Raw genomic sequence first — 26,628 nt, 5'->3', positions numbered from 1 at the left:
AGCTTAAAACCGCAGCCTTTGATGCACTAGACTGCAAAAATAAGCCTTGGCGTTCTACCTGGAGAACGATGGTGGAAGACCTCAACACCCTGTACTACTTCACCCAAGTGGTGGAACACGGCGGTTTCGCCCCGGCCGGGCGGGCGCTGGACATGCCCAAATCCAAGCTCAGCCGACGCATTGCCGAGCTTGAAGAGCGCCTCGGTGTACGCCTGCTGCACCGCACCAGTCGGCACTGTTCGCTGACCGAAATCGGCCAGGCGTATTACCAGCGCTGCCTGGCCATGCGCGTGGAGGCGGAAAGCGCCGCCGAACTCATCGAACGCAATCGCTCCGAACCTCAAGGGCTGGTGCGCATCAGTTGCCCGACGGCGCTGCTCAACTCCTGGGTCGGGCCGATGCTGACCCGCTACATGCTCAAGTACCCGTTAGTGGAGTTGTTCATCGAGAGCACCAACCGCCGGGTCGATCTGATCCACGAGGGATTCGACATTGCCCTGCGGGTGCGCTTTCCACCGCTGGAAAACACCGACATGGTGATGAAGGTGCTGGGCAACAGCACGCAGTGCCTGGTGGGCAGCCCGGCCTTTGGCGAACACCTGTCGTCGCCCGCCTCCCCGGCCGACCTCAGCGGTTTGCCGAGCCTGCACTGGGGAGCGGCGCAGCGTGAATATCAGTGGGAATTGTTCGGCGCGGACGGCGCCAGCGCGATGATTCGACACGCACCGCGCATGGTCACCGATGACCTGTTGGCCTTGCGCCACGCCGTGCTCGCCGGGATCGGCATTGCGCACCTGCCGAGCGTGGTGGTGCGCGATGACATCGCGGCCGGGCGATTGGTTGAACTGGTGTCGGGTTGGGCGCCGAAGTGCGGAATCGTGCACGCGATCTTTCCGTCACGTCGCGGATTGCTGCCCTCGGTCAGAGCGTTGATCGACTTTTTAGGCGAGGAATTCAACCTCAGCGATATCGCTTGATAACGCGACACACGGGGCTGGCGGAGTTTTACTTCGGACATAATATCGATGCGGATTACAACCATAATATCCGCTCCCGCCTGAGGACATCCTCATGCAAAGCCCCAACCGCGACGCCACCCTCGCCCAATGGATCGCCCAGGAACAGGCCATGCGCTCGCGTCTGGCTGGCCCTGGCAGTTTGTCCGTGGCCGAGGTCAGCGCGCTGTCGCCCGCCGAGTTTTTCGAGGGTATCGGCGACGGTGTACTGCCTTCACCACCCGTCGGCGCCTTGATGGACTTCATCCCGATTAAATGGTCGGCCGGGCTGTTCATTTTCCAGGGCGCGCCGGACTCGCGGCATTACAACCCGCTGGGCAGCGTGCATGGCGGCTACGCGGCGACCTTGCTGGATTCGTGCATGGGCTGCGTGATTCACACTCAGTTGAAGAAGGGCCAGGGGTACACGACGCTGGACTTGCGCATCAGCTACGTCCGCGCGTTGACCGGTGCCAGCGGACCGGTTCGGGCCGAAGGCAAAATTGTGCATTTGGGCCGTTCTACCGCGCTGGCCGAGGGGCGGATTTATGATGTGGATGGGCGGTTGTATGCGACCGGGTCGACCACTTGCATGATTCTTGAAGCTCGGGGGTAAGCTTCAGGACCGAGGCGCTCCCTTCGCGGGCAAGCCTCGCTCCTACAAAATCTAGCAAATTCCTGTAGGAGCGAGGCTTGCCCGCGAAGGCGCCCGACCAGACACCAACAATCCCCCAGGCTGCCAACGATTCATGACTTGCGGTAAACATTGCTTTGCCCATCCAGCTGTTTTTCACAGGGAGGCAGCCGGGGATACTCCTGTCCATTCCCACTGCAACCCCTGGAGTCATTGATGTCTATTCCCGCATTCGGTCTCGGTACCTTTCGCTTGCAAGGCCAGGTGGTCATCGATTCGGTGAGCACCGGCCTCGCGCTGGGTTACCGGGTGATCGACACCGCGCAAATCTACGAAAACGAAGCCGAGGTCGGCGAGGCCATTGCCGCCAGTGGTATCGCCCGTGAAGAGCTGTTCATCACCAGCAAAATCTGGGTCGCCAACTTCGCCAAAGACCGGTTGATTGACAGCCTCAAAGAGAGCCTGCGCAAACTGCAGACCGATTACCTGGACCTGACGCTGATCCACTGGCCGTCCCCGGAAGATCAAGTGCCGGTCGAGGAGTTCATGGGCGCCTTGCTCGAAGCCAAACGACTGGGCCTGACCCGGCAGATCGGCATCTCCAACTTCACGGTCGACCTGATGCAGCAGGCGATTGCAGCGGTCGGTGCCGAGAACATCGCCACCAACCAGATCGAACTGCACCCGTACCTGCAAAACCGCAAGGTCGTCGAGTTTGCCCAGCACCAAGGCATCCAGATCACCTCCTACATGACCTTGGCCTACGGCGAAGTGTTGAAAGACCCGGTCATCCAGCAAATCGCCGATCGTCTTCAGGCAACCCCGGCCCAAGTCACACTGGCCTGGGCCATGCAGCTGGGTAACGCGGTCATCCCCTCCTCTACCAAACGCGCCAACCTGCAAAGCAATTTGCAAGCTTGTGCCCTGCAATTGAGCGAGGCCGACATGGCGTTGATTGCAAGCCTGGATCGTGGCCAGCGCTTGACCAGCCCGAAAGGCATCGCACCGCATTGGGATTAAGCGTCAGCTCTGCTCAAGGCTCTGATCGAGACTTCGCATTGCGTCCTGCAATTGATCGACGGCCTCGTCAATCAATGCCGCGCGACCCTCGCCGCAGGCACGTTCCAGCGCTTCACAACACTCGATCAGCCGTTGGGCCCGGACCATGCGCGCACCGCCCTTGATGCGGTGCACCAGGTCTTGCAGAACGGGGAGATTGTTGCCAGCGTGGGCTTGAAGCAGATGTTCACGGTCCTGCCGATTGGTCACTGCCAGTTCGCGCAGCAATTGATTGATCAACGTCCGGTCTTCACCGACGTACTGCTCCAACTCACTCAGGTCGATTTCTGACGATGAGGGTTGTTTGCTCGTCGTCTCTGCAAACCGGCCAGCCAACCACCCACTCAGGTCCGCCAGCCGAATGGGTTTGAACAGGCAGTCGTCCATACCCGCTTCAAGGCACAGGACCTTTTCTTCAGGCTGCGCATTGGCGGTAAAACCCAGAATCAGCGTCGGCGGCAGGCCTTGCGCGCGCTCTTCATCGCGTATCGCGCCGGTCAATTCATAACCGCTGAGTTTTGGCATATTGCAGTCAGTGATGACCACATCAAACTCGTGTGCCCGCCACAGTTCCAGCCCTTGCCCGCCATCCTCGGCCTCCATCACGCGATGCCCCAGGTAGCTCAGTTGACTTGAGAGCAACAAGCGGTGGCCGGGTAATCATCAACCACCAGAACCGTCAGCGGCCGCGTGGGGACCTGCACCACCGTCCTTTTCACCGATTCATCGGCAGGCAGCGGTTTCAATGCGATCAGCGACAGGCTGATCTCGACCTGCGAACCCCGTCCGAGGACGCTGCGCAGCACCAGCCGGCCGCCCATCATTTCGCACAACGTGCGGCTGATCACCAACCCCAGCCCGGATCCCTTGCGGGCGGATTGCTGGCTGTTGCCGGCCTGAACGAACGGACTGAACAACCGCTGCTGGTCGGTCGCACTGATGCCAATGCCACTGTCTTCAATGCGCACATTCACCGCCAGGCCCCCCAACGTACCGGGTATGACCCGAAGCGTCAGGCTCACTTCGCCTTCGCAGGTAAACTTGATCGCATTGCTCAACAGATTGGACAGCACTTGCTTGAAGCGTGTGGGGTCGATCAACACTGCGCGATCACTGCGCGGGTCCAGATCGACGCGCCACGCCAGGTGCTTTTCCCGGGCAAGTCCTTCAAAGACCCGGCACACCGACGCCACCAGATCACGCAGATTGACGCGTTCGGGGGTCAGCGATAAATGCCCGGACTCAATACGCGCGATGTCCAGAATGTCGCCGATCAACGCCAGCAACTGCTGCGCAGCCGTGGAGGCGACTTCGAGGGAGACGCGATCGGCGACGCCCTCTTCTGCACGCTTCCAGGCCATTTCCAGAAAGCCGATCAGGGCATTGATCGGCGTGCGGATTTCATGGCTCATGGTCGCCAGAAACGTGGTTTTGGCACGGTTGGCATCGTCCGCCGCATCCTTGGCCACCTGTAACTGCTGCATCCACTGCTGGCGCTGGCGAATCTGCCGACGCTGCCAGGCGATCCATCCAAGGGCCAGCATCAACAACGCCGCGGCCGCGGTAAACGCCTGCAAAATACCTTGGCGATGACGCAGCCAATAACTGTCATCCACCACCACATCATTGCTCCAGCGAGCGACCAGATCGTCCATTTCCTCGGGCGAAATGCTCAGCAACGCCTTGTTCAATATCGAGTGCAACTCCGGTTCATCACGGCCGGTTGCCATGGCGATGCGCGCCGGTTCATCGCCCACGGTGCTGCTGATCCGTAAACGTCCCTGGTAATACCGGGCGATCAGGTAACGGGTCATGAACAATGAACTGAGCGCGGCATCGGCCTGTCCCTTCGCCACCAGCTCCAGACCTTCGGCCGGGTTTTGTACATCTACCATCTGCACCTGCGGCGCCCGCGCCTGAATAAACGCGCGCATCGGATGACGGGGATAAATCGCCAGGCGTTTGCCGGCCAGATCGTCCAGCGTCGTCGGGCTACCGGGGGTTGTTGCACTGACCAGTGTGTACGGATGGGCCATATAGGACCGGGTAAAGTGCAATCCGGCGACGTCTTTGGTCATGGGGATGATGGCGGGCAAGACCTTGATTTCGCCGGCTCTGAGTCGCTGGATTTGCTGGTCCAGGGTTTGCCCTCGTAACACGTTAAAGTTCAAACCGCTGCGCTGGCTGATCAGCGTCAGCAATTGCGCCGTCAACCCACTGAATCGACCCTCGGCATCGTAGAAGGTCAACGGCGCAAAGTCCCCGACGACGCCCACCTTCACCATTGGATGCTGATCCAGCCAGCGCTGTTCACTCTCACTCAGACTCACGCGCTGCTGTCCCGCCACTTTGGCCCTGCCGGCGCTCCAGCGCTGCTCGATGATTGAGCGCTGATCCATGGGGATCGCCGCCAGCGCCTTGTCGATGAGTTCCTTAAGTGGCAGGTTGTCCCGAGCCAGTGCGAAGCCAAACGGGTTAGCGTCGAGGCCGGCCGGCCCGATCATCTGAATGTCATTGAGGTAGTTGTTGTTGATCAGGTAATTAGCGCTGATGAAGTCCCCTAGGTACACGTCATCCTGCCCATACGCCACCGCCCCGAGCGCATCTAGCGCCGACGGATAACGTTGCAGGCTGGCCTCGGGATAGAACGATTTAACGGTTTGCGCCGGCAGATAGTCATCGGCCATGGCAATGCGCTTGCCCGCCAGATCCACTGGCATGCGCTCGTCCAGACGGGTGACCAGCATCGGCTGATCTTCAGCATACGCACTGGACAGGATCAGCTCGGGGTCGGCCAGCTCAAAGCTGTTCGAAGTCGCGAGCACATCGAGCTCGCCGTATTTAAGGGCCTCCATGGCCGCTTCACGCGTGACATAACGCAGCACCTCGATCTGCACGTTCAGCAGTTGCGCGACCAGCGCGGTGTAATCGGCGGTGATGCCTTCCAGCTCATCGTGATTGCGCGTCACCTCGAACGGCGGGTAGTCCGGCCCGCTCACCCCGACGCGCAACACACGCTTGTTGCGCAGCCATTGGCGGTCCTGTTTCTCCAGAGGGACCTCGTACCCTTCCACTGTGGAACGCCCCAGCAGCTGCAAGCGCTCAGGCTCGCCGGCGATCGAGGCCAACGCCGGGGGCACCAGGCACACCATCAGGATCAGAAGCAAGATATGCACGATCGGGCGCACTCAGATCAGGTGATTGCGTATGGCGAAATCGCGCAGATGCACCGCCGCCACGACCCCCAGTTTTATGATCAAACGCGTTTTGTAGGTGCTGACGGTTTTGTGGCTCAGGTTCATGGCTTTGGCGATCGCCTTGTTGGAGAGGCCTCGGGCAAGGTGCTGCAAGATGTTCATCTCTCGGTTGGAAAGCGAGTCGATCATCTTTTTTTCACTGTGTTGCAGCGGGTTCATCGGGCTGGAAACCAGCTGCGCGAAATAGGTGTAGCCCGCCATCAACGCGTGCAGCGCCTTGTGCAATTGATCCAGGCTGTTGGTTTTCGAGACATACGCCAAGGCGCCACCGCGCATGCAACGCTCCTGGAAAAACAGCGGATCGAGCGAAGTGAAAACCAGCACCACACATTTCCAGGCGCTGGACCTGATTCGCTCCAGCAGATCCAGCCCACTGCCGTCAGGCATCACCAGATCCAGGATTAGCACATCGACCGGATGCTGACGCAGTATCGTCAACGCTTCCCCAACACTTGCCGCCTCATGAATCCGTTTGAAACCTTCCCGTTCAAGTACAAGCTTGAGTGCGGCTCGAATCACCGGATGATCGTCGACAATCAGCACTGACTTCATGGCCACTCCCTGTGCAAAGACTCAGCGAATGCCCACGGGATAACGTCGGGGTAGACGCAACGGCTGCGCCATGACTGTTGCATGGAGGAAAGGCAGAATCTACCTGTAAGAAATGACAGTACCGACGAACGGTAAACCGCCATCACCCGGCATACCGCTGATCGCGCTCCTGCGGCGATGGATCAATGATCGTCATCAGCCGCTGAATGCACGGCAGATCAGGCAGCGCTGCGTGGCTCACCTGAATCTTCTGTTGCTCACAGGCCGGGATCGGCGGCAAGTGCGCCCGTTGGCCGTCGAAAATCAGTGCATGGCGAACCTGCCGGTTATTGAGGAAGTACCCGAGCACATCCAGTTCGCCTGCCGCCAGCGCGGCATTGACGACCACCAGGTCGAACGGCTCGCAACCGTATTCGATCAGGGTCAGCATTGGCGCAAGCCCCTGCACCGGCGCCACCCGGTAATAGCCGAGTTGATTGAACAGCCGTTCGATGTTCATCCGGTGAAAGTGCTGCTGGTCGGCGATCAGGATGCGTAAGGCTTTATTCGGCATCAGAGCCTCTTGTGTGATGGCTGGTTTTTGATGCGGCGAGGCTACGGGAGGCGCGCACAGGTTTCTGTAGGACTTTTCCTAAATGACTGCAGATTCCGGCAATTACTGCCATCCAAACCGCCGAATGTAGAATCCCTTCACCGCTTGAGTCAGCCCCATGTACGCCAGCAGAATCACCGGCAAGAACACGAAATACAGCGACGGCAGCGCCTCTGATTTGAAGTAGTGCGCCAACGGCCCCATTGGCAGGAAGATCCCGACTGCCATGATGATCCCGGTCATGACCATCAACGGCATCGCCGCGCGGCTTTGCAGGAACGGGATTTTCGGTGTGCGGATCATGTGCACGATCAACGTCTGCGTCAGCAACCCGACCACGAACCAGCCGCACTGGAACAGGGTTTGATGGTCCGGTGTGTTGGCGTCGAACACGTACCACATCAGGGCAAACGTGGTGATGTCGAAGATCGAACTGATCGGGCCGAAAAACAGCATGAAGCGCCCGACATCCGCTGGCTGCCAACGCTGCGGCTTGCCGAGCATTTCTTCATCGACGTTATCGAACGGGATGGCGATCTGCGAAATGTCGTAGAGCAGGTTTTGCACCAGCAGGTGCATCGGCAGGAACGGGATGAACGCGCTGGCCACCAGCACCGAGAACACGTTGCCGAAGTTCGAGCTGGCGGTCATCTTGATGTACTTGAGCATGTTGGCGAAGGTCCGGCGCCCTTCCAGCACGCCCTCCTCCAGCACCATCAGGCTCTTCTCCAGCAGAATGATGTCGGCCGCTTCCTTGGCGATGTCCACGGCGCTGCCAGGCTGCGCGTTATCTTGCCGGGAAGGTGCCGGTTATCGAATCCGGCCGACTACTGTCACTCGAACAAGTACCCACTGAGGGTCTCCGCTATTGATGAAAACGCGCGAAGCTTACGCCCCGATTTCTGGAGAGTAAACGAAGGAACGGTGGGTGGTGGGAGAATTGCGGGGTTCTTCAGGAAGGGTTCAGCTTTCAAGATTTGTGGTGCTTTTCAGGGCCTCTTCGCGAGCAGGCTCGCTCCTACATTTTGTCCTGTGAATACAGGTCCATTGTGGGAGCGAGCCTGCTCGCGATGGCGGCCTGACAGGCGCCGAAGATTTAGCTGGCAGTCGCTAGCAACAAATCCACCACCGACCGGCTATGCCCACGGTTCTTTCCATGGTCATACAAGGAACCGGCAATCTCATCCGCCCGAATCGGCAGGATCGACAACAAGGTGTCGCTCAAACCATGGCTCGCCTGGCAGAAGCCCTGCATATAGATGCCGGCCTTGCAGCGTTCGTCGGTGATCAGCTTGTAGTTGCGATCCACCTCGAAATCACCCAGGTACTGCTCCAGCGGCGCCAGCAGTTTTCGGTGCATCTGGCGCTCGTAACCGGTGGCCAGGACCACGGCGTCGTAAAGGCGAACCGTGACTTCACCAGTGGCATTGTTGCGCACCGCCAGTTCGATGCCGCGCTCGGTGGCGGTGGCTTTTTCGATCGTGGTCAGAGTACGGAACGCATGGCGCGCGACGCCCGAGACTTTCTGGCGATAGAAGATGCCGTAGATGCGTTCGATCAGGTCGATGTCCACCACCGAATAGTTGGTGTTGTGGTACTCGTTGACCAGACGCTCGCGCTCGCTGCTCGCCTGCTGGAACACCAGGTCGGTGAACTCCGGCGAGAACACTTCGTTGACGAACGGGCTGTCATCCGCCGGCTTCAGTGCCGAGCCACGCAGGATCATGTCCACCTGCACCGACGGGAAGCTGTCGTTCAAATCGATGAAGGCTTCCGCCGCACTTTGACCGCCACCGATGATCGCGATGCTCATCGGCTGATTGTTCACGCAAGGCTGCTTGGCCATCTGCGCCAGGTACTGGGAGTGGTGGAACACGCGGCCGTCACCTTTGAGCGCCTTGAACGCTTCGGGAATGCGCGGCGTACCGCCGGTACTGACCACCACCGAACGGGTGGTGCGTACATGTTGATGCCCCGTGGCGTCGCGAGAGATCACCCGCAGCGCCTCGACCTGCTGGTTGTGCAGCACCGGCTCGATGGTCAGCACTTCTTCGCCGTAGCGGCTCTGGGCTTCAAACTGGCCGGCGACCCAGCGCAGGTAATCGTTGTACTCCATGCGGCACGGATAGAACGTGCCGAGGTTGATGAAGTCCACCAGACGGCCGTGATGCTTGAGGTAGTTGACGAACGAATACGGGCTGGTCGGATTGCGCAGGGTCACCAGGTCTTTGAGGAAGGAAATCTGCAGTTCGCTCTGGGTCGACAGGGTATTGCCGTGCCAGCTGTAGTTGGGCTGCTTGTCGAGAAACAGTACATCCAGCTCGCCCTGGTTCGGCCCGCGCTCTTGCAGAGCGATGGCCAGCGCCAGGTTCGAAGGGCCGAAACCGACGCCGATCAGGTCGTGAACGATGGGCGATGCAATTGCCTGTGTCATTTCCAGTGTCCTCTGGATGAACCCCTCAACAAGGGGAATAAGCCGAAGTGACCTGATGCAGGACAGCAGGTCGTCTGTTGAGTAGGAACGAGGACAATGAAAAAAAATTTAGAGAGAAGGGATCAATGGGCGTCCCACTGGCGCATCCGCACGCGGCAATGTTTCATGGCATTGACGATGTGCTTCTCCACCAGCGCGCGCGAGATGCCCAGTTGTTCAGCGATTTCCGGGTGCGACAGGCCATCGATTTTGCGCAGCAGAAAACTTTCGCGACACAGCCGTGGCAATTCCGCCAAGGCACGCTGGAGCATCTCCAGGCGCTGGCCGTGATCGAGGCAGTTGTGCGGCGATGGTGTGAAGTAGCGCTCTTCGTTGTCGAGCACGTCCAGCGACTCGACCTGGCGCAAGGCATTGCGCCGATGATCGTCAATCACCAGGTTCAGCGCGGTGCGATAAAGGAATGCCCGGGGCTGCTCGATCGGCGTGTCGCTGGAACGCTCCAGCACCCGCAAATAAGCGTCATGCACCACATCTTCGGCAACCTGACGGTTGCCTAGCTTGGCGTTCAGGAAACACACCAGCTCGCGATAGTAGTTTTCCAACATGACTCCCGGCCGCACAGGGTGCGGTTTCTGTCCTTGAGCCACCTCGGCGACCGCCGAAATAGGCAGTGGCAAGATGGTGGCAGTTCGAGCCGCGTAATTTATAGTAATTCTCATATAGATTTAAAGTGTTGGTTTGACTTACCCGATAAATAGTCATGTGCTACACCTTGTGGCGAGGGGATTTAGCGAAACGTCGCACCGCCCCGTTAGGCTGCGAAGCAGTCGTTAATGCGCTTTAACTTTGAAATGCCGGGGCCGCTCCGCAGCCTAACGGGGCGGTGCGACGTTTCGCTAAATCCCCTCGCCACACAAGCGCCCGCAGTCTGTTTGTATCGACCTGTGTCCGCACCTAAATTCCCCGCTACTTTCCTCGTTTACAGGACAGCTCCCCGTGTCTGTCGGCTCCCCGACAGCGTTCGGCTGTCGCCGGTTTATGTGCGCAGGTTGAACGACGGGCCGATACCCATTGGCCGGAACCCTGCATGAAACGTCCCCGACAGACCCGACGCGCCCTGCTTGTAGCACTTTGTCTGATCCCCGTTATCGCCATCGCCGCCTGGCAAGTGATCCCGCCTGGGCGGGACAAATTCGCCACCGTGCAAGTCAGCCGTGGCGACATTGAAAGCAGCGTCACCGCGTTGGGCACCCTGCAACCCCGGCGCTATGTCGACGTCGGCGCCCAGGCGTCCGGGCAGATCCAGAAGATCCACGTGGAAGTCGGCGACGTGGTCAAGGAAGGCCAATTGCTGGTGGAGATCGATCCGTCCACCCAGCAAGCCAAACTCGACGCCGGCCGGTTCTCCATCGAGAACCTCAAGGCGCAGCTTCAGGAACAACAGGCACTGCACGAACTGGCCCGGCAGAAATACCAGCGCCAACAGAACCTCAAGGCTGGCGGCGCAACCCGCGAAGAAGACGTGCAAACTGCCCAGGCCGAGCTGCGCGCCACCCAGGCCCGCATCGACATGTTCCAGGCGCAGATCCGTCAGGGCCAGGCCAGCCTGCGCAGCGATCAGGCCGAACTCGGTTACACGCGGATTTACGCACCGATGGCCGGCACCGTGGTTGCACTCGACGCCCGGGTCGGCCAGACCCTCAACGCCCAGCAGCAAACACCGCTGATTCTGCGCATCGCCAAGTTGTCGCCGATGACGGTGTGGGCCGAGGTTTCGGAAGCCGACATCGGCCACGTCAAACCCGGCATGACCGCCTGGTTCACCACCCTCAGCGGTGGCAACCGACGCTGGAGCAGCACCGTGCGGCAAATTCTGCCAGTGCCGCCCAAGCCGCTGGATCAGACCAGCCAGGGTGGCGGCAGCCCGGCCAGTTCGAGCAAAAGTGGCAGCGCGCGTGTGGTGCTGTATACGGTGTTGCTGGACGTCGATAACGCCGACAACGCGTTGATGGCGGAAATGACCACCCAAGTGTTCTTCGTTTCGGATCAGGCGAAAAACACCCTCACTGCGCCTGTCGCGGCGTTGCAGGCCGGCACTGAGGCCAACATGCAAATCGCCCAGGTCGTCGCCAAAAACGGCAGCATTCAGCAACGCGACGTGCGCACCGGTATCAGCGATCGTCTGCGGGTGCAGATCCTCGACGGTTTGCAGGAAGGCGATCACCTGCTGATCGGCCCGGCCGACGGGAGTGGCGGCTGAATGCAGACGCCTCTGATCGACCTGCAGGACATCCGCAAAGCCTACGGCGGCGGCGATTCACCTGAAGTTCACGTGTTGCGCGGCATCGACCTGTCGATCCATGCCGGGGAGTTCGTGGCGATCGTCGGTGCTTCCGGCTCCGGCAAGTCGACGCTGATGAACATCCTCGGTTGCCTCGACCGCCCCACGTCGGGCGAATACCGATTCGCCGGGCAAAACGTCGCCGCCCTCGACAGCGACGAGCTGGCCTGGCTGCGCCGTGAGGCCTTCGGTTTTGTGTTCCAGGGCTATCATCTGATCCCGTCTGGTTCGGCCCAGGAAAACGTCGAGATGCCGGCCATCTATGCAGGCTTGCCGGCGGCCGAACGCCACGCCCGCGCCGCCGCCCTGCTCGACCGCCTCGGCCTGGCCTCACGTACCGGCAATCGTCCGCATCAGCTCTCCGGCGGCCAGCAACAACGGGTGTCGATCGCCCGCGCCTTGATGAACGGCGGCCACATCATCCTCGCCGACGAACCCACCGGCGCCCTCGACAGCCACAGCGGCGCCGAGGTGATGACCCTGCTCGACGAACTGGCGAGCCAGGGCCACGTGGTGATCATCATCACCCACGACCGCGAAGTCGCGGCCCGGGCCAAACGCATCATCGAAATCCGTGACGGGCTGATCATCAGCGACAGCGCTCGTGACAACCCTGAAGCGCAAACCTCGGCCAACCCCGGCGCGCTGCAAGCGGTGGATCTGCGCAAGCGTCTGACGGAAGGAGCGCAAGCCACCGGCGCGTGGAAAGGCGAACTGATCGACGCCGTACAAGCGGCGTGGCGGGGGATGTGGATCAACCGCTTTCGCACGGCACTGACACTGCTCGGGATTATCATCGGTGTGGCGTCGGTGGTGGTGATGCTCGCCGTCGGCGAAGGCAGCAAACGCCAGGTGATGGCGCAAATGGGTGCTTTCGGCTCCAACATCATTTACCTCAGCGGCTCATCACCCAATCCGCGTACGCCGTTGGGCATCGTCACCCTGGATGACGTCGCGGCGGTGGGAAGCCTGCCGCAAGTGACGCGGATCATGCCGGTCAACGGTCAGGAAGCCGGGGTGCGCTTCGGCAACCTCGACCACTTGAGCTACGTTGGCGGTAACGACACCAATTTCCCGGCGATTTTCAACTGGCCGGTGGTGCAAGGCAACTATTTCACCCAGGACGATGAGCGCAACGCCGCGGCGGTTGCGGTGATTGGCCACAAAGTGCGGACCAGGTTGCTCAAGGACGTAGCCAACCCGATCGGCCAGTACATCCTGATCGAGAACGTGCCGTTCCAGGTAGTCGGCGTACTCACGGAAAAAGGCGCCAGCTCGGGCGATTCCGACAGCGACGACCGCATCGCCATCCCGTATTCCGCCGCGAGCGTGCGGCTGTTTGGCACCCACAATCCCGAGTACGTGGCCATCGCCGCCGCCGACGCACGCAAGGTCAAGGAGACTGAGATTGCCATCGAGCAATTGATGCTGCGCCTGCACAACGGCAAGAAGGATTTCGAACTGACCAACAACGCCGCGATGATCCAGGCCGAAGCGCGCACGCAAAACACCCTGTCGTTGATGCTCGGCTCGATTGCCGCCATTTCGCTGCTGGTGGGCGGGATCGGCGTGATGAACATCATGCTGATGACCGTGCGCGAGCGAACCCGGGAGATCGGCATCCGCATGGCCACCGGCGCCCGCCAGCGCGACATCCTCCGTCAGTTTCTGACGGAAGCGGTGATGCTGTCGGTGGTCGGTGGGCTCGCCGGGATCGCCCTGGCGCTGATCGTCGGCGGCGTGCTGATCCTCAGCGAAGTCGCCGTCGCGTTCTCTTTGATAGCGGTGCTCGGCGCCTTCGGCTGCGCCCTGGTCACCGGTGTTGTCTTCGGCTTCATGCCGGCCCGCAAAGCTGCCCGACTCGACCCGGTCACGGCCCTTACCAGTGAATGATCTCCCCATGAAGCCGCAACTGAGTTTACTGACCCTCTGCCTGTTGCTCGGTGCCTGCGGCACGCCCGCCCAGCGCCCGGACAGCGGCATTGCTCCGCCCTCTTCCTGGCAATCGCCGCACACGCAAAGCGCCACCCGCAGCAACCTGCAATGGTGGACGCAGTTCGGCAGCCCGCAGCTGGATCAACTGATCGAGCAGGCGCGGGTCGGCAGTTACGACCTGGCCGCCGCCATCGCACGGGTGCGCCAGGCGCAGGCCGAGACGGTGGTTGCCGGCGGTTCTCAGCTACCCGAAGTCAAGGGTGCCCTGAACGCCAATCGACAAAAACTGCTGCGCGGCAACGGTTACAGCCAGCTCGATGCCGACAGCGATAACAAGGCCGTCGATTACTTCAACGCCAGCCTCAGTGCCAGTTACGAAATCGATTTCTGGGGCGGTCAACGGGCCTCCCGTGACAGCGCGCAATTCGGGTTGCAGGCGAGCGAGTTCGATCAGGCCACCGTGGAATTGACGCTGCTCAGCGGTGTTGCGAATACCTACGCGCAGACCTTGTCGCTGCGCGAGCAAAGTCGCATCGCCGAGTTGAACCTGGCGAACGCTCAGAACGTGTTGAAACTGGTGCAGACGCGTTTTGATTCGGGCTCTGCGACAGCGCTGGAACTGGCGCAGCAGAAGAGCCTGGTGGCGGCGCAACAACGGCAATTGCCGCTGGTGCAGCAACAGGCGCAGGACGCGTTGATTGGACTCGCTGCGCTGCTCGGCCGGCCGGTTCAGGAACTGGCGCTGGATCAGGAGCGCTTTGAGCAACTGTCATGGCCGACCATCGCGGCGGGCGTACCCAGCGAGCTGCTCACCCGTCGCCCGGACATCGCCCGTGCCGAAGCGCAACTGGCCGCCGCACAAGCCGACGTCACCGTCGCCCGCGCGGCGATGTTGCCGAAGGTGACCTTGAGCGCCGAACTGGGATCGGGAGCCGATCAGGCGGCAGACATTCTGCGCAGTCCTTTCTACAACCTCACCGCCGGATTGCTTGCGCCGGTCTTCAACAATGGTCGCTTGAGCGCCGAGCGCGATAAAGCCACGGCCCGCCAGGAAGAACGGCTGGAGACGTATCGCGGGGCGATCATCAATGGCTTCGCCGACGTGGAAAAAGCCCTCAACAGCATTCGTGGGCTGGATGCACAGCGCCAGTGGCAAAGCGAAGAACTGAACCAGGCGCAGACCGCATTCAATATTGCGCAAAGCCGTTATCAGGCCGGGGCCGAGGATTTGCTCACGGTGCTGGAGACCCAGCGCACGCTGTATGCGGCGCAGGATTTGAATGTGCAACTGCGGTTGTCGCGGTTACAGGCGAGTATTGCGCTGTACAAGGCGCTGGGGGGTGGGTGGCAGGTTTTGTGATTTGCTCTGTTATTGAGGGCCTCTTCGCGGGCAAGCCTCGCTCCTACAGGGATAAATGACGCCCTTGTAGGAGCGAGGCTTGCCCGCGAAGAACGATAACGCGGTATCACCCGCTTAAGTGGTAACCGGCTTCACCTTCAGATGCCGCGCATACCAAGGCCGCTGTGGCACTTTGCGGAACAGGTCCGCCAGTTTTTTCTCGTCTTCGCCAAAGGTAATGCGCAGCGCCAGTTTCATGGTTTCCGGGTCCATCTCAACCGACTTGCCCGTCTGCAACCCCGGCGTCGTGCTGCACCCATGGGTGCTCGGCCCGAGCCACGGATCATTCACCTCAACCCAACGCCCCGGCGCAAACCACGCCACGCCGTTGACCTCCAGCCGACTCACCTCCCCCGGATGAAAGCGCTCGTGCGCACGGAACCAGTCTTCCAGACGATCATCGATCCAGCCGTGAAAATGCCAGAACACCGGATTCACATGGGAGGAAAACGGGTCGCCGAGGAAGTCGTTTTCCGGCGCATACCAGCGCGCGGAGAAGTCTGCCGGATCCCGGGCGAACGGCACCGGCTGGCCATTGGACGGATCACGCGGCACCGAGGCCCAGCGCATGTGCAGCCAGTCGTGCAGCCCCAACTCGACCTCTGAACCGAACTGCCCCAGGGTGAGTTTGGACAGATAACGCGGATCACGGTAGCGCGACTCCCAGACCTGGAAGTTGCTGTGGTAAGTCTCGGCGGTCTTGATGTCGCTGACCCATTGCGAATACTCGGCATCGTCGTCGGCCCGCCAGGTCGGCGGCAGCGCGGTGCCGTCGTGGTTATCGCAGTAATTGGCGAAGCCGATGCGATCACGAGCCAGTTCCGGCTGCGGCAACGGAAAGTGCTGCCATGACGGCAAATCCTGCATCGAACGCGCTGTACCCAGCATGTGCCGGTGCATGAAGAAAAAGTCCACGCCCGAGCCGTTGCGGTCCTTGCGCGCGCCACGGGCATCACGCTCCTTGTCCCGCGGGCCGGGCTGCCAGCCAATGCCACGCAGGGCGTTGCGCTTGTCCTCGGACAGGGTGTGCCACTTGTCCCGCGAGGCATGCCAGAGCTGGTGAAACAGCCGATGCTCGGCGGAAACCAGCCAGGCCAGCAGCGGTGCATTCAGACCGGTTCGCTCGCGAGCTTCGGGAAAAACACGCTTCACGGCGATGAAGCGATTATCCTGCGCGGTCATCATCAGCGGGCGATCGAGGTTCAACACCCGGCCGCTGAGTGTACCGCTGCCGGCATTGCCGAAACCGGCCCAGACTTCATCCAGGGCCATGCTGAATTCATAATCCGGCGTGCCGTTGGTAGCGTCGGCACTGACCAGCCGCCAGCTCAGTTCAGCCGGTTTGGCTTCCGCCAGATCGCCCAGCACCCGGTAGCGCGGTTCATCGCTGGAGCGCAAACGCTGGGCGGTGTCGAGGAACCCGATCAAGCCGCGACCTTTGTGGCCGACGTCGAGAAGCAGTTCCAGCCCGTCCCGTGGCAGGCCTTCGATACCGGCGTCTCGACCTTCGAAACGAATCTGCCAGACGCCCCGCAAGGTGTTCGCCAAATGCTGGCCTGCGACATCCGCCACATCGAATGAAGCTTCGCCGGGAGTGATCGCCGGATCCGGTTTCGTCCATTCGCGATGCCCATAAAAAGCCGCAGGCACGGCGGCGCCGGTCAGCGCCAGGCCTGCCATGAACCATCGTCGAGAAATCGTCATTGCCCTACCTGTGTCAGCCATGAAGCAGGCTTTATCCAAGCTAGAACGTTTGTTGCCTCCAAAAATTTATGGTGCCCCCGAAAGATCGTTCCCACGCTCTGCGTGGGAATGCCTCAACGGACGCTCCGCGTTCGGCTTTGGAAGGGACGCGGAGCGTCCCGGGCTGCATTCCCACGCGGAGCGTGGGAACGATCACTACCGCGGGTGAATCCGCCTAAATTTTCTGACCAGCCACTCGTTCTTCCCAGATAGCAAAGGCCCCTGCGCCCGCACCGGGGTGGCGAACCTGACTGAGATTGCAATGACAAAACCACGTTCGAAAAAGGCTCTTTACATCGGCCTGCCGCTGGCCTTGGCGATCAGTGCCGGGGCAGGCTTTGCGGCCTGGGATTACTGGTTCAAAGACAATCCCGGCTACCCGATCAAGGTGATGAAACAGGCCGATGAGCTGCAAGAGCGCCTCCTCTCCTTTGACAGCCACGTCACCGTCCCGCTGGACTTCGGCACCGCCGGCAATGAAGCGGACAAGGATGGCACCGGGCAATTCGACCTGGTCAAGACTGGCCGCGGACGCTTGTCCGGCGCGGCCTTGACGATTTTCGGCTGGCCGGAAATCTGGAACGGCGCCAACGCCCCGCATCGCCCGACCGCCGGTTTCGTCGACGAAGCCCGGTTCGAGCAGGAAACCCGCTACAAAATCATCAGCACGATGGTTCGCGACTTTCCCAACCAGGTCGCCATCGCCTACACCCCGGACGATTTCCGCCGCCTGCACGGCGAAGGCAAATTCGCGATCTTCATGAGCATGCTCAACGCCTATCCGCTGGGCAACGACCTGAACGCCCTGGACACGTGGGCCGCTCGCGGCATGCGCATGTTCGGTTTCAGTTACGTGGGCAACAACGCCTGGGCTGATTCGTCTCGACCGCTGCCGTTCTTCAATGATTCGCGGGATGCCCTCGGTGGCCTGTCGGAGATCGGCAAGCAGGCCGTGCACCGCCTGAACGACCTCGGCGTGATCATCGATGTGTCGCAGATGTCGACCAAGGCCCTGGAGCAAGTCGCACGACTGAGCCGCACCCCGATGGTCGCCTCGCATTCGGCACCGCGTGCACTGGTGGACATCCCGCGCAACCTCAGTGATCAGGAAATGCAACTGATCAAAAACAGCGGCGGCGTGGTGCAGATTGTCGGCTTTCCCACCTATATCCGTCCGCTGAGCCAGGCCACTCAGGACAAACTCAACGCCCTGCGCGCACGCTTCGACCTGCAACCGTTGCAAGGCCTGGAAATGGCTTTGATGCCGGGTGACCCGATCATCACCGTCTGGTCCGAACAGCGTTTCGGCGAGTACGCCAGCCAGCTCTACGCCATCGTCGACGAAGAACCGAAAGCCACGCTCAAGGACTACGGCGACGCAATCGACTACGCGGTGAAGAAAATCGGTATCGACCACGTCGGCATCAGTTCCGACTTCAACGACGGCGGCGGTCTGGATGGCTGGAAGGATGTCAGCGAAGCGCGCAACGTGACGGCCGAGCTGATCAGTCGCGGCTACAGCGAGGCCGATATCGCCAAGCTCTGGGGCGGGAATTTCCTGCGGGTCTGGGACCAGGTGCAGAAGTCGTCCAAACCGGTTGCGAAAAACTGATTCCCCCTTTGCATAAGCGAACCGAGTTCATGACTAACCGCCGTTCATTCCTCAAGCAGGCCGGTATTCTCGCCGCTGGCCTGCCACTGAGTTCTGCCGTGAATCTGCAGGCGCTGGCTGCCAATCCAACGCCACAGCCCAAGGACAAATGGGCGCAATTGCGCTCGTTGTTCGACCAGGATCCGGACTACCTGCACTTCGCCAATTTTCTGGTGACGTCCCACCCGCGTCCGGTGCGTGAGGCGATTGAACGCCACCGCGCCAACCTCGACCGCAACCCGGGCCTGGCGATGGACTGGGACCTGGGCGAAACCGAAAAACGCGAGCAGGAGGTTCGCGTCTGGGCCGGCCGCTATCTCAAGGCCAAGCCTGAGCAAATCGCGCTGACCGGCAGCACCACCGAAGGCCTGTCGCTGATCTATGGCGGCATCCATGTGCGCGCGGATCAGGAAATTCTCACCAGCGAGCACGAACACTACGCCACCAATTACGCCTTGGGTTACCGCCAGCAAAAGGACGGGGTCAAGGTGCGCAAGCTCAAACTGTTCGAGAACAGTCACAAGGTCTCGGTGGATGAGGTGCTGGGCGCGATCGCCAAAGGTATCCGTCCCGAAACCCGCGTACTGGGCATGACCTGGGTGCAGTCCGGCAGCGGCGTGAAACTGCCGATCGGAGAGATCGGCAAACTGGTGGAGGAGCAGAATCGCAATCGCGAGGAAAAGGACCGCATCCTGTATGTGGTCGATGGCGTGCACGGTTTCGGCGTCGACGACCTCGACTTCCCCGACATGCATTGCGACTTCTTCATCACCGGCACCCACAAATGGATGTTCGGCCCGCGCGGCACCGGGATCATCTGCGCCCGTTCCGCTGAGCTCAAGGACGTCACACCGACGATTCCGACCTTCTCCGAAGCCACCACCTTCTCGACCATCATGACGCCGGGCGGCTACCACAGCTTCGAACACCGCTGGGCCCTGGACGAAGCGTTCAAGCTGCACCTGGAATTGGGCAAGGCCGAGGTGCAGGCGCGCATTCACGCGCTTAACACTTATGCGAAAAACCGGCTGCTGGAACACCCGCAGATCGAACTGGTCACGCCAAAAAGCCCGGACCTGTCGGCCGGTTTCACCTTCTTCCGGATCAAGGACCGCGACTGCGAAAAAGTCGCCGTGCAGTTGATGGAAAACCGCGTGGTCTGCGACTCGGTGGACCGCGACGTCGGCCCGGTGATCCGCATCGCGCCCGGCCTGCTCAACACCGAAAACCACATCGACCGCTTTATGGTCTTGCTGAGCAAGATCGCCTGAGCAGACCGCTTTCTGTGTAGGAGCGAGGCTTGCCCGCGAAGGCGGCCTCAAGATTGCCTTCGCCGGCAAGCCTGGCTCCTACAGGTTTCGTTATCGCCACGCTTTTTTCTTTGAACGAGACACCTCATGAACAGTAATCCACTAACCCTGCCGCTCAAGGCCCTCGCCTTATCCGCCCTCATCGCCGGCCTGCTGCCAACCGCCGCCCAAGCCGCCACCGCCCCGCAACCCGGCAAGGTGTTCAAGGACTGCCGCGATTGCCCGGAAATGGTCGTATTGCCGGCCGGCACTTTCACCATGGGCACGCCGGACGATGAAGTCGGTCGCGAGCCCGACGAAAGTCCGATGCACGAAGTGACCTTCGCCAAACCATTCGCCATGAGCCGTTTCCAGGTCACTGCCGGTGAATGGGACAGTTACGTGCGCGAGAGTGGCGTGACCATCGCCAATGGCGATACCCGACCAGGTCGCGAGTGCGTCGCCAGCAAACCGCGTTATCCGCAAGGCTCGCGCCAGCCGGCGGTGTGCATGAACTTCGATGACGTGAAAAATTACGTCGCCTGGCTCTCGAAAAAGACCGGGCAGAAGTACCACATGGTCAGCGAAGCCCAACGCGAATACGCCGCGCGCGGCGGCACCAAAGGTCCTTTCCCCTTCCCGTTCGATGAAGGCAAGGAATACAGCATCAGCAAACACGCCAACACCTACGGCCCGGCGGACGGTTACAGCTACAGCTCGCCGGTCGGCAGCTATCCACCCAACGCGTTCGGCATGTACGACATGCACGGCAATGTCTACGAGTGGGTCGAAGACTGCGAACACCCGGACTACGTCGGCGCACCCACCGATGGCAGCGCGTGGGTACAAGCCAACTGCGAAGCGGTGCGCATTCGTGGCAACGACTGGGGCGAAGCGCCGGTGTTCTCCCGCTCCGGCAATCGCAACAGCCAGTACCCGCAAGAGCGTGGCGACTGGATGGGGTTCCGTATCGTGCGTGACCTGTAAGCGCGTGAATTGCTTTTTGTAGGAGCGAGGCTTGCCCGCGAAGGGGCCCTCAAGATCGCCTTCGCGGGCAAGCCTCGCTCCTACAAAATCAGATGTGTGCCTAATCGACTGGAGTTACCGTCCTCACCGCCAGTCGGCGACCTTGTAAATTAACCCTTCGATCAGACGTTCTACTGGGTATCTGCCTTTATACCCAAGGAACTGTCTTCCATGACCCAGCCTCCCCGTGGCGCCATCGGCGAGTTGTTCGCCCTGTTGAAACCGTTTCGACTCATCGTCGCCGCGTCCATCTTCCTGGGCATGGTCGGCGGCTTGAGCGTCACGGTATTGCTGGCGACCATCAACAACGCCCTGCATTCGGACACCGGCCTGACCCAGGGCGTCGTCGCCTTGTTCGCCGGCCTGTGCCTGCTGGCGCTGTTGACTTCGATCTGCTCGGACATCGGCACCAACTATGTCGGCCAGCACATCATCGCCAGGCTGCGTAAACAGCTCGGTGAAAAAGTCCTCTCGGCACCGATCGAACAAATCGAACGCTACCGCAGCCATCGCTTGATTCCCGTGCTGACCCACGACGTCGACACCATCAGCGACTTCGCCTTCGCCTTCGCCCCGCTGGCAATTTCCCTCACCGTGACCCTGGGTTGCATGGGTTACCTGGCCATCCTGTCGTGGCCGATGTTTTTGATCATGGTCGCCGCGATCCTGATCGGCACCGCGATCCAGGCTTACGCCCAGAGCAAAGGTGTGCAGGGTTTCATGGCCGCCCGTGACGCTGAGGACGAGCTGCAAAAGCACTACAACGCGATTGCCGATGGCGCCAAGGAACTACGTATCCACCGTCCGCGTCGCCAGCGCATGTTCGTTTCAGGCATCAAGGCGACGGCCGACTTCATCTGCAAGACCCAGGTGCGCTCGGTCAACACCTTCGTCATCGCCAAGACCTTCGGCTCGATGCTGTTCTTCGTGGTCATCGGCCTGGTGCTGGCGCTGCAATCTTTCTGGCCAAGCGCCGACAAAACCGTGATGAGCGGCTTCGTGCTGGTGCTGCTTTATATGAAGGGCCCGCTGGAGCATTTGATCAGCACGTTGCCGATTGTCAGCCGCGCGCAGATTGCCTTCCGCCGGATCGCCGAGTTGTCCGAGCAGTTTTCCACCCCCGAACCGCACTTGCTGCTCAGCGATCAGGGCAACGTCAAGCAAGCTGTGCATGAACTGAAACTGGCCGATGTGCGTTTCGCCTTCCCGGCTGCCGAAGGTGCCGCACCGTTCCAGCTCGGGCCGGTCAACCTGACGATCAGGCAAGGCGACATCACCTTTATTGTCGGCGAGAACGGTTGCGGCAAGACCACGCTGATCAAGTTGCTGCTGGGCTTGTACACGCCGCAACAGGGCGAGATCCGCGTCAACGGCGAGGCGATCGATGCGCAGAACCGTGATGACTATCGCCAGTTGTTCACTACGATCTTCGCTGACTATTACCTGTTCGATGACGTAGTCCAGGGCGATCAGCACATCCCCGAAGACGCCAACAAATACCTGCAACGCCTGGAAATCGCGCACAAGGTCAGCGTCAAGGACGGCAATTTCACCACCACCGACCTCTCCACCGGCCAACGCAAGCGCCTGGCGCTGGTCAATGCCTGGCTCGAAGAACGCCCGGTGCTGGTGTTCGATGAATGGGCGGCCGACCAGGACCCGACCTTCCGCCGGATTTTCTACACCGAGCTACTGCCGGACCTCAAGCGCCTGGGCAAAACCATCATCGTGATCTCCCACGATGACCGTTACTTCGATGTGGCCGACCAGTTGGTGCGCATGGAAAGCGGCCGGGTTGTCACCGAGCTTGCCCCTGCCTGATACGTCTGCCCTGTAGGAACCAGCGGTGCGGCAAGTCGGATCGCCGCACCGCTGGCTCCTACAAAAAGCGACCATGCCCCTTCATTTCATCTTTCTGAAATTTATTTGACGGGTTTCTTTCCGGTTTTCCGTTCGTGCCGCGTCTAATAATCATTCTTATTAACAAAAACTCTGCACAACACTTTTCAGGAGCTCAGGTAAGTAATGCGACCTCAACCACGCCGCACACCTCTCGCGCTGGCCGTACAGCGCCCGACATTGCATCGCACCCTGTTCACCAGCGTACTGCTGACCGCCACCTTGCTGGGGAGCGCGATGGCCAATGCTGCACCTGTAAAAGTGAATATTGCCGTGCAGCCGCTCTCCAACGCGCTGACCGAGCTGGGCATGCAGACCAACCTGCAGATCCTCTACAGCCCTGACCAGGTCGCTGGTATCAAGTCCCGTGCAGTGTCCGGTTCGCTGGAGCCGTCCGAGGCCCTGAGCGCCTTGCTCAAAGGCACGGGCATTTCGTTCCAGATCAATGGCAACAGCGTCACCCTGGTATCCGGCGGCGGTTCAGGCCTGCAACTGGGCGCGACGACGATTTCCGGCCAGGCCCTGGGCCTGACCACTGAAGACACCGGTTCCTACACCACTGGCGCCACCACCACCGCGACCAAGCTGCCGCTGACCCTTCGCGAAACGCCGCAATCGGTGACCGTGGTGACCCGTCAGCAAATGGACGATCGCGGCGTCACCAGCGTCGCCGACGCGTTGCGCAACACCCCAGGCGTTACCACACAGAAGTACGACAGTGACCGTACCGAGTTTTCCGCCCGTGGCTTTGCGATCACCAACTTTCAATACGATGGTGTCAACCAGCCCTACGACGGTGTTTACGGTGAAAACCCGAACAACAGCGACGACGCGGCCAGCCTCGATCACATCGAAGTCATCAAAGGCGCTACCGGCCTGATGACCGGCGCTGGCGACCCGTCCGCCACCGTCAACCTGATCCGCAAGAAACCGACCAAGGACTTCAAGGCCTCGGTCAGTGCAACCGCCGGTTCCTGGGACAACTACCGCACCGAAGGCGATATCTCCGGTTCGCTGACCGATTCGGGCAACGTGCGCGGTCGCTTCGTGGGTGCCTATCAGGACAAAGGTTCGTACATCGACCACTACACCCAGAAAAAAGACATCTACTACGGCATCCTTGAAGCCGACCTGACGGACGACACCCTGCTGACCTTTGGCGTCGACAAGTCCAGTGCAACGCCGCGCGGCAGTTCGTGGACCGGTAACGCGCCGTACTTCACCGATGGCAGCCGCACCGATTTCTCCCGCAGCTTTAACCCGGGTGCCAACTGGAGCCGTCGTGATTTCGACAGCGTCACCTACTTCTCGTCGCTGGAACAAGCGCTGGCCAATGACTGGAAACTCAAGGCCAGCTTCGACCAGAAAACCACCGATCACGATACCCAACTGGCCTCGGCCAGCGGTGGTTCCGCAGACCCCGTCACTGGCGAAGGCAATTTCCTTTACTGGGGTCGTTGGGAAGGCCATCGCGTACAGAATTCGGCAGACGTAAGCGTCTCCGGCCCGTTCTCCCTGGGCGGTCGAGAGCATGAGCTGGTGGCGGGTTTCATGGCTTCCCACTCGCGCCAGACCGGTGCGACCTACGACTCCAGCGCTTCCGGACTTGTGCCGGGCAGCATCTTTGACTGGAACGGTCACCTGCCGAAACAGGAATTTCCGAAAAACGGTAAATACGAACGCACCCAGAGCCAGAACGGTCTCTACTTGGCCACGCGCCTGCGTCCGACCGACGACCTGTCATTCATCCTCGGCAGCCGTCTGAGCACCTTCAAGTACAACGAAGATTACTCCTACTATCCGGGTTCGACCCAGACCGACACCCACGCCAGCTACAAGGAACACGGCGTCGTTACACCCTACGCCGGCGTGGTCTACGACCTGAACGATGTGTACTCGGTCTACGCCAGCTACACCAAGATCTACCAGCCACAAATCTACAAGGACGTGACCGGTTCGACCCTCAAGCCTGTTGAAGGCGACAGCTACGAAACCGGCATCAAGGCGGCTTATTTCGAAGGCAAACTGAACGCCAGCTTTGCCTTGTTCCAAATCGAGCAGGACAACGTCGCGCAATACGTCACCACCGACGTAGGCACCGGCCAGGACGTCTATAAAGCCATCTCCGGCGCCACCACCAAAGGTGTGGAAATGGAACTGGCTGGCGAACTGGCGGATGGCTGGAACGTGACTGCCGGCTACACCTACGCGCGTACCCGCGATGAAGACGAACAACGTATCTTCGGTTTCCCGCTGGCCTCCAGCAAACCGGAACACGTGGTGCGTACGTTCACCACTTACCGTCTGCCGGGCGCACTGGACCAGGTCACCATCGGTGGCGGTGTCAGCTGGCAGAGCGCGTTCTACGGCCAGAGCTACAGCCCGAACGTGGGTAACGGCCAGGGCGGCAGCACCCTGCTCAAACAAGGTGGCTACACCCTCGTGGACCTGATGACCCGTTATCAGTACGACGAACACCTGAGCTTCACCGCCAATGCTTACAACGTCTTCGACAAGAAATACATGTCGGGCCTGGGCAACTTCGGCACCACGTTCTACGGCGAGCCGCGTAACCTGCAGATCACCGCGAAGTATGACTTCTGAGTCATGAGCTGAAATGAAAAATGCCCGTGTCGTGAGATGTGGGCATTTTTTTGGGCCAGGGATTTGTGTTGAATGTGAGTCCGCCTTCGCGGGCAAGCCTCGCTCCTACAGGTTGGCGTCGTGTCACAAATCGACACCAACCTGTAGGAGCGAGGCTTGCCCACGAAGGCAATTGTCGCCCCACCAGAAATCCCCCATACCGGACACAAAAAAACCGCCACCCCTGACCCAGGAATGGCGGTTTTTTTATGTCAACTCAAACCCGCGAACGCACCCACCCCGCCACTTCCGAGTGAATCCCTTCCACTTCCCCCAGCAATCCCGCCATGCGCATAAAGTCATGGGTCATTCCCGGCTGCTCCAGCAACGTCACCTCATTCCCCGCCGCGCGCAACAGCTCGGCATACGCCGCCCCTTCGTCATGCAACGGATCATGCCCGGCCAGGTACACCAGCGTCGGTGCCACGCCCGACAGGTCCGCCGCCAGCAACGGCGAGCAACGCCAATCCGACAGGTCCGCTGGCGTGCGCCCGTAATGCGCGTAGAACCAGTCCAGCGTCGGTGTCTCCAGCAAATAGCCCTCGGCGAAATCACGATGGGAGGCACGCTGGGTCGTCGCGTCCGTCACCGGGTACAGCAACACCTGCGCCTTGGGTTTCAACGCCAATTCCTCTGGCTCACGCACGGCCATGATCGACAACACCGTGGCCAACGTTGCGCCCACGCTGTCGCCGACCAGCGCCACCCGATTCGCGTCCAGCCCCCGCGCTGCGCCCTCGCGCACCAGCCAGTTGCCAGCATCGCAGGCGTCCTGTACCGGTGTCGGAAAACGCCACTCCGGCGCCAGTCGGTAATCCACGGTCAGTAACGCAAACCCGCCCTGGGAGGCCAGTCGCCGGCACAGCGCATCATGGGAATCCAGGCTGCCGACCACATAGCCGCCACCATGAAAATACAACACCACCGGCTGCAACCCGTCGACCGCTTGCCCATCGCGATACAGCCGCGCCGACAAGCTGTGGCCGTCCCGCGCAGCAAGGGTGAAGTCCTCGCAGGCAACGCTGTCCAGCGGCACATCGAGAAACCCGGAGGAGGCTTCAAAATCGATCCGCGCCTGTTGTGGCGACTGTTCATGCATCGCGCGACTTTTGCCGGTCATCCGGCCGAACTCGGCGAGTTCGAGAAATGCTTCAAGTTCTGGCAACACAGCCATGGGAT

17 protein-coding genes and 2 pseudogenes are annotated in these 26,628 nt (G+C 60.7%); 11 read left to right on the top strand and 8 right to left on the bottom strand.

The window, feature by feature from the left end; all coding sequences use genetic code 11:
• Positions 1-68: 68 nt before the first annotated feature.
• The 3 genes from EYC95_RS07885 (at position 69) to dkgB (ending at position 2,649) form a co-directional block, all read left to right on the top strand.
• A complete protein-coding gene (locus EYC95_RS07885) occupies positions 69-977 on the top strand; it encodes a LysR substrate-binding domain-containing protein (RefSeq protein WP_131059851.1) in 909 nt (302 codons plus the stop codon).
• Positions 978-1,071: 94 nt separating this feature from the next.
• Positions 1,072-1,611, top strand: a complete 540-nt coding sequence (locus EYC95_RS07880) for a PaaI family thioesterase (protein ID WP_131059850.1) — start codon at positions 1,072-1,074, stop codon at positions 1,609-1,611.
• Positions 1,612-1,845: 234 nt separating this feature from the next.
• Positions 1,846-2,649 (top strand): 2,5-didehydrogluconate reductase DkgB, encoded by an 804-nt coding sequence (dkgB, locus tag EYC95_RS07870; protein WP_131059848.1) that lies wholly within the window; start codon positions 1,846-1,848, stop codon positions 2,647-2,649.
• A 3-nt stretch (positions 2,650-2,652) separates the two neighbouring features.
• On the opposite strand, the pseudogene EYC95_RS07865 reads toward dkgB, so the two are convergent.
• The 6 genes and pseudogenes from EYC95_RS07865 to EYC95_RS07840 form a co-directional block, all read right to left on the bottom strand.
• Positions 2,653-5,840 (bottom strand): annotated as a pseudogene (locus tag EYC95_RS07865) (transporter substrate-binding domain-containing protein).
• A 36-nt stretch (positions 5,841-5,876) separates the two neighbouring features.
• A complete protein-coding gene (locus EYC95_RS07860; RefSeq protein WP_131059847.1) occupies positions 5,877-6,497 on the bottom strand; it encodes a response regulator transcription factor in 621 nt (206 codons plus the stop codon).
• A gap of 142 nt (positions 6,498-6,639) precedes the next feature.
• Positions 6,640-7,050 (bottom strand): response regulator, encoded by a 411-nt coding sequence (locus EYC95_RS07855; protein ID WP_131059846.1) that lies wholly within the window; start codon positions 7,048-7,050, stop codon positions 6,640-6,642.
• Positions 7,051-7,152: 102 nt separating this feature from the next.
• A pseudogene (locus EYC95_RS07850) lies at positions 7,153-7,863 on the bottom strand (cation transporting ATPase C-terminal domain-containing protein); the annotation flags it as partial.
• A gap of 322 nt (positions 7,864-8,185) precedes the next feature.
• A complete protein-coding gene (locus EYC95_RS07845) occupies positions 8,186-9,523 on the bottom strand; it encodes a lysine N(6)-hydroxylase/L-ornithine N(5)-oxygenase family protein (protein ID WP_131059845.1) in 1,338 nt (445 codons plus the stop codon).
• Between the two features lie 122 nt (positions 9,524-9,645).
• A complete protein-coding gene (locus EYC95_RS07840) occupies positions 9,646-10,128 on the bottom strand; it encodes a sigma-70 family RNA polymerase sigma factor (protein ID WP_131059844.1) in 483 nt (160 codons plus the stop codon).
• Positions 10,129-10,610: 482 nt separating this feature from the next.
• Here EYC95_RS07840 and EYC95_RS07835 point away from each other — a divergent pair, with 482 nt between their 5' ends.
• From EYC95_RS07835 to EYC95_RS07825, 3 genes are read left to right on the top strand one after another with little or no spacing between them, the layout of a single operon-like run.
• The gene (locus tag EYC95_RS07835) at positions 10,611-11,783 is read left to right on the top strand and encodes an efflux RND transporter periplasmic adaptor subunit (RefSeq protein WP_131059843.1); all 1,173 of its coding nucleotides are present in this window, start codon (positions 10,611-10,613) and stop codon (positions 11,781-11,783) included.
• A complete protein-coding gene (locus EYC95_RS07830) occupies positions 11,784-13,757 on the top strand; it encodes a MacB family efflux pump subunit (protein WP_131059842.1) in 1,974 nt (657 codons plus the stop codon).
• Between the two features lie 7 nt (positions 13,758-13,764).
• A complete protein-coding gene (locus tag EYC95_RS07825) occupies positions 13,765-15,159 on the top strand; it encodes an efflux transporter outer membrane subunit (RefSeq protein ID WP_131059841.1) in 1,395 nt (464 codons plus the stop codon).
• Between the two features lie 114 nt (positions 15,160-15,273).
• On the opposite strand, the gene EYC95_RS07820 is transcribed toward EYC95_RS07825, so the two are convergent.
• Positions 15,274-16,902, bottom strand: a complete 1,629-nt coding sequence (locus EYC95_RS07820) for a PvdJ/PvdD/PvdP-like protein (protein WP_131059840.1) — start codon at positions 16,900-16,902, stop codon at positions 15,274-15,276.
• A gap of 301 nt (positions 16,903-17,203) precedes the next feature.
• Between EYC95_RS07820 and pvdM the strand changes: the two genes are divergently transcribed.
• The 5 genes from pvdM (at position 17,204) to EYC95_RS07795 (ending at position 25,410) form a co-directional block, all read left to right on the top strand.
• Positions 17,204-18,553, top strand: coding sequence for a pyoverdine-tailoring dipeptidase-like protein PvdM (gene pvdM / locus EYC95_RS07815; RefSeq protein WP_131059839.1), 1,350 nt, complete (start codon positions 17,204-17,206; stop codon positions 18,551-18,553).
• Positions 18,554-18,582: 29 nt separating this feature from the next.
• Positions 18,583-19,863 (top strand): aminotransferase class V-fold PLP-dependent enzyme, encoded by a 1,281-nt coding sequence (locus tag EYC95_RS07810; RefSeq protein WP_131059838.1) that lies wholly within the window; start codon positions 18,583-18,585, stop codon positions 19,861-19,863.
• A 126-nt stretch (positions 19,864-19,989) separates the two neighbouring features.
• A complete protein-coding gene (locus EYC95_RS07805; protein ID WP_131059837.1) occupies positions 19,990-20,868 on the top strand; it encodes a formylglycine-generating enzyme family protein in 879 nt (292 codons plus the stop codon).
• Positions 20,869-21,078: 210 nt separating this feature from the next.
• A complete protein-coding gene (locus tag EYC95_RS07800; RefSeq protein WP_131059836.1) occupies positions 21,079-22,728 on the top strand; it encodes a cyclic peptide export ABC transporter in 1,650 nt (549 codons plus the stop codon).
• 204 nt (positions 22,729-22,932) lie between these two features.
• Positions 22,933-25,410 (top strand): TonB-dependent siderophore receptor, encoded by a 2,478-nt coding sequence (locus tag EYC95_RS07795; RefSeq protein WP_131059835.1) that lies wholly within the window; start codon positions 22,933-22,935, stop codon positions 25,408-25,410.
• Between the two features lie 256 nt (positions 25,411-25,666).
• On the opposite strand, the gene EYC95_RS07790 is transcribed toward EYC95_RS07795, so the two are convergent.
• Positions 25,667-26,623 carry an alpha/beta hydrolase gene (locus tag EYC95_RS07790; protein ID WP_131059834.1) on the bottom strand — a complete coding sequence of 319 codons (957 nt, stop codon included), beginning with the start codon at positions 26,621-26,623 and terminating at the stop codon, positions 25,667-25,669.
• Between the last annotated feature and the right edge of the window lie 5 nt (positions 26,624-26,628).

The organism is Pseudomonas sp. BGI-2, assembly GCF_004310295.1.
In the GTDB taxonomy this organism is placed as follows: domain Bacteria; phylum Pseudomonadota; class Gammaproteobacteria; order Pseudomonadales; family Pseudomonadaceae; genus Aquipseudomonas.
This window is presented reverse-complemented; position numbering and strand designations above follow the sequence as displayed.

Coding starts and splice junctions, on each gene's coding strand:
- EYC95_RS07840 (WP_131059844.1), bottom strand. CDS start 10,128: ATGTTGGAAAACTACTATCGCGAGCTGGTGTGTTTCCTGAACGCCAAG.
- EYC95_RS07880 (WP_131059850.1), top strand. CDS start 1,072: ATGCAAAGCCCCAACCGCGACGCCACCCTCGCCCAATGGATCGCCCAG.
- dkgB (WP_131059848.1), top strand. CDS start 1,846: ATGTCTATTCCCGCATTCGGTCTCGGTACCTTTCGCTTGCAAGGCCAG.
- EYC95_RS07790 (WP_131059834.1), bottom strand. CDS start 26,623: ATGGCTGTGTTGCCAGAACTTGAAGCATTTCTCGAACTCGCCGAGTTC.
- EYC95_RS07885 (WP_131059851.1), top strand. CDS start 69: ATGGTGGAAGACCTCAACACCCTGTACTACTTCACCCAAGTGGTGGAA.
- EYC95_RS07810 (WP_131059838.1), top strand. CDS start 18,583: ATGACTAACCGCCGTTCATTCCTCAAGCAGGCCGGTATTCTCGCCGCT.
- pvdM (WP_131059839.1), top strand. CDS start 17,204: ATGACAAAACCACGTTCGAAAAAGGCTCTTTACATCGGCCTGCCGCTG.
- EYC95_RS07860 (WP_131059847.1), bottom strand. CDS start 6,497: ATGAAGTCAGTGCTGATTGTCGACGATCATCCGGTGATTCGAGCCGCA.
- EYC95_RS07820 (WP_131059840.1), bottom strand. CDS start 16,902: ATGACGATTTCTCGACGATGGTTCATGGCAGGCCTGGCGCTGACCGGC.
- EYC95_RS07835 (WP_131059843.1), top strand. CDS start 10,611: ATGAAACGTCCCCGACAGACCCGACGCGCCCTGCTTGTAGCACTTTGT.
- EYC95_RS07800 (WP_131059836.1), top strand. CDS start 21,079: ATGACCCAGCCTCCCCGTGGCGCCATCGGCGAGTTGTTCGCCCTGTTG.
- EYC95_RS07805 (WP_131059837.1), top strand. CDS start 19,990: ATGAACAGTAATCCACTAACCCTGCCGCTCAAGGCCCTCGCCTTATCC.
- EYC95_RS07845 (WP_131059845.1), bottom strand. CDS start 9,523: ATGACACAGGCAATTGCATCGCCCATCGTTCACGACCTGATCGGCGTC.
- EYC95_RS07830 (WP_131059842.1), top strand. CDS start 11,784: ATGCAGACGCCTCTGATCGACCTGCAGGACATCCGCAAAGCCTACGGC.
- EYC95_RS07825 (WP_131059841.1), top strand. CDS start 13,765: ATGAAGCCGCAACTGAGTTTACTGACCCTCTGCCTGTTGCTCGGTGCC.
- EYC95_RS07795 (WP_131059835.1), top strand. CDS start 22,933: ATGCGACCTCAACCACGCCGCACACCTCTCGCGCTGGCCGTACAGCGC.
- EYC95_RS07855 (WP_131059846.1), bottom strand. CDS start 7,050: ATGCCGAATAAAGCCTTACGCATCCTGATCGCCGACCAGCAGCACTTT.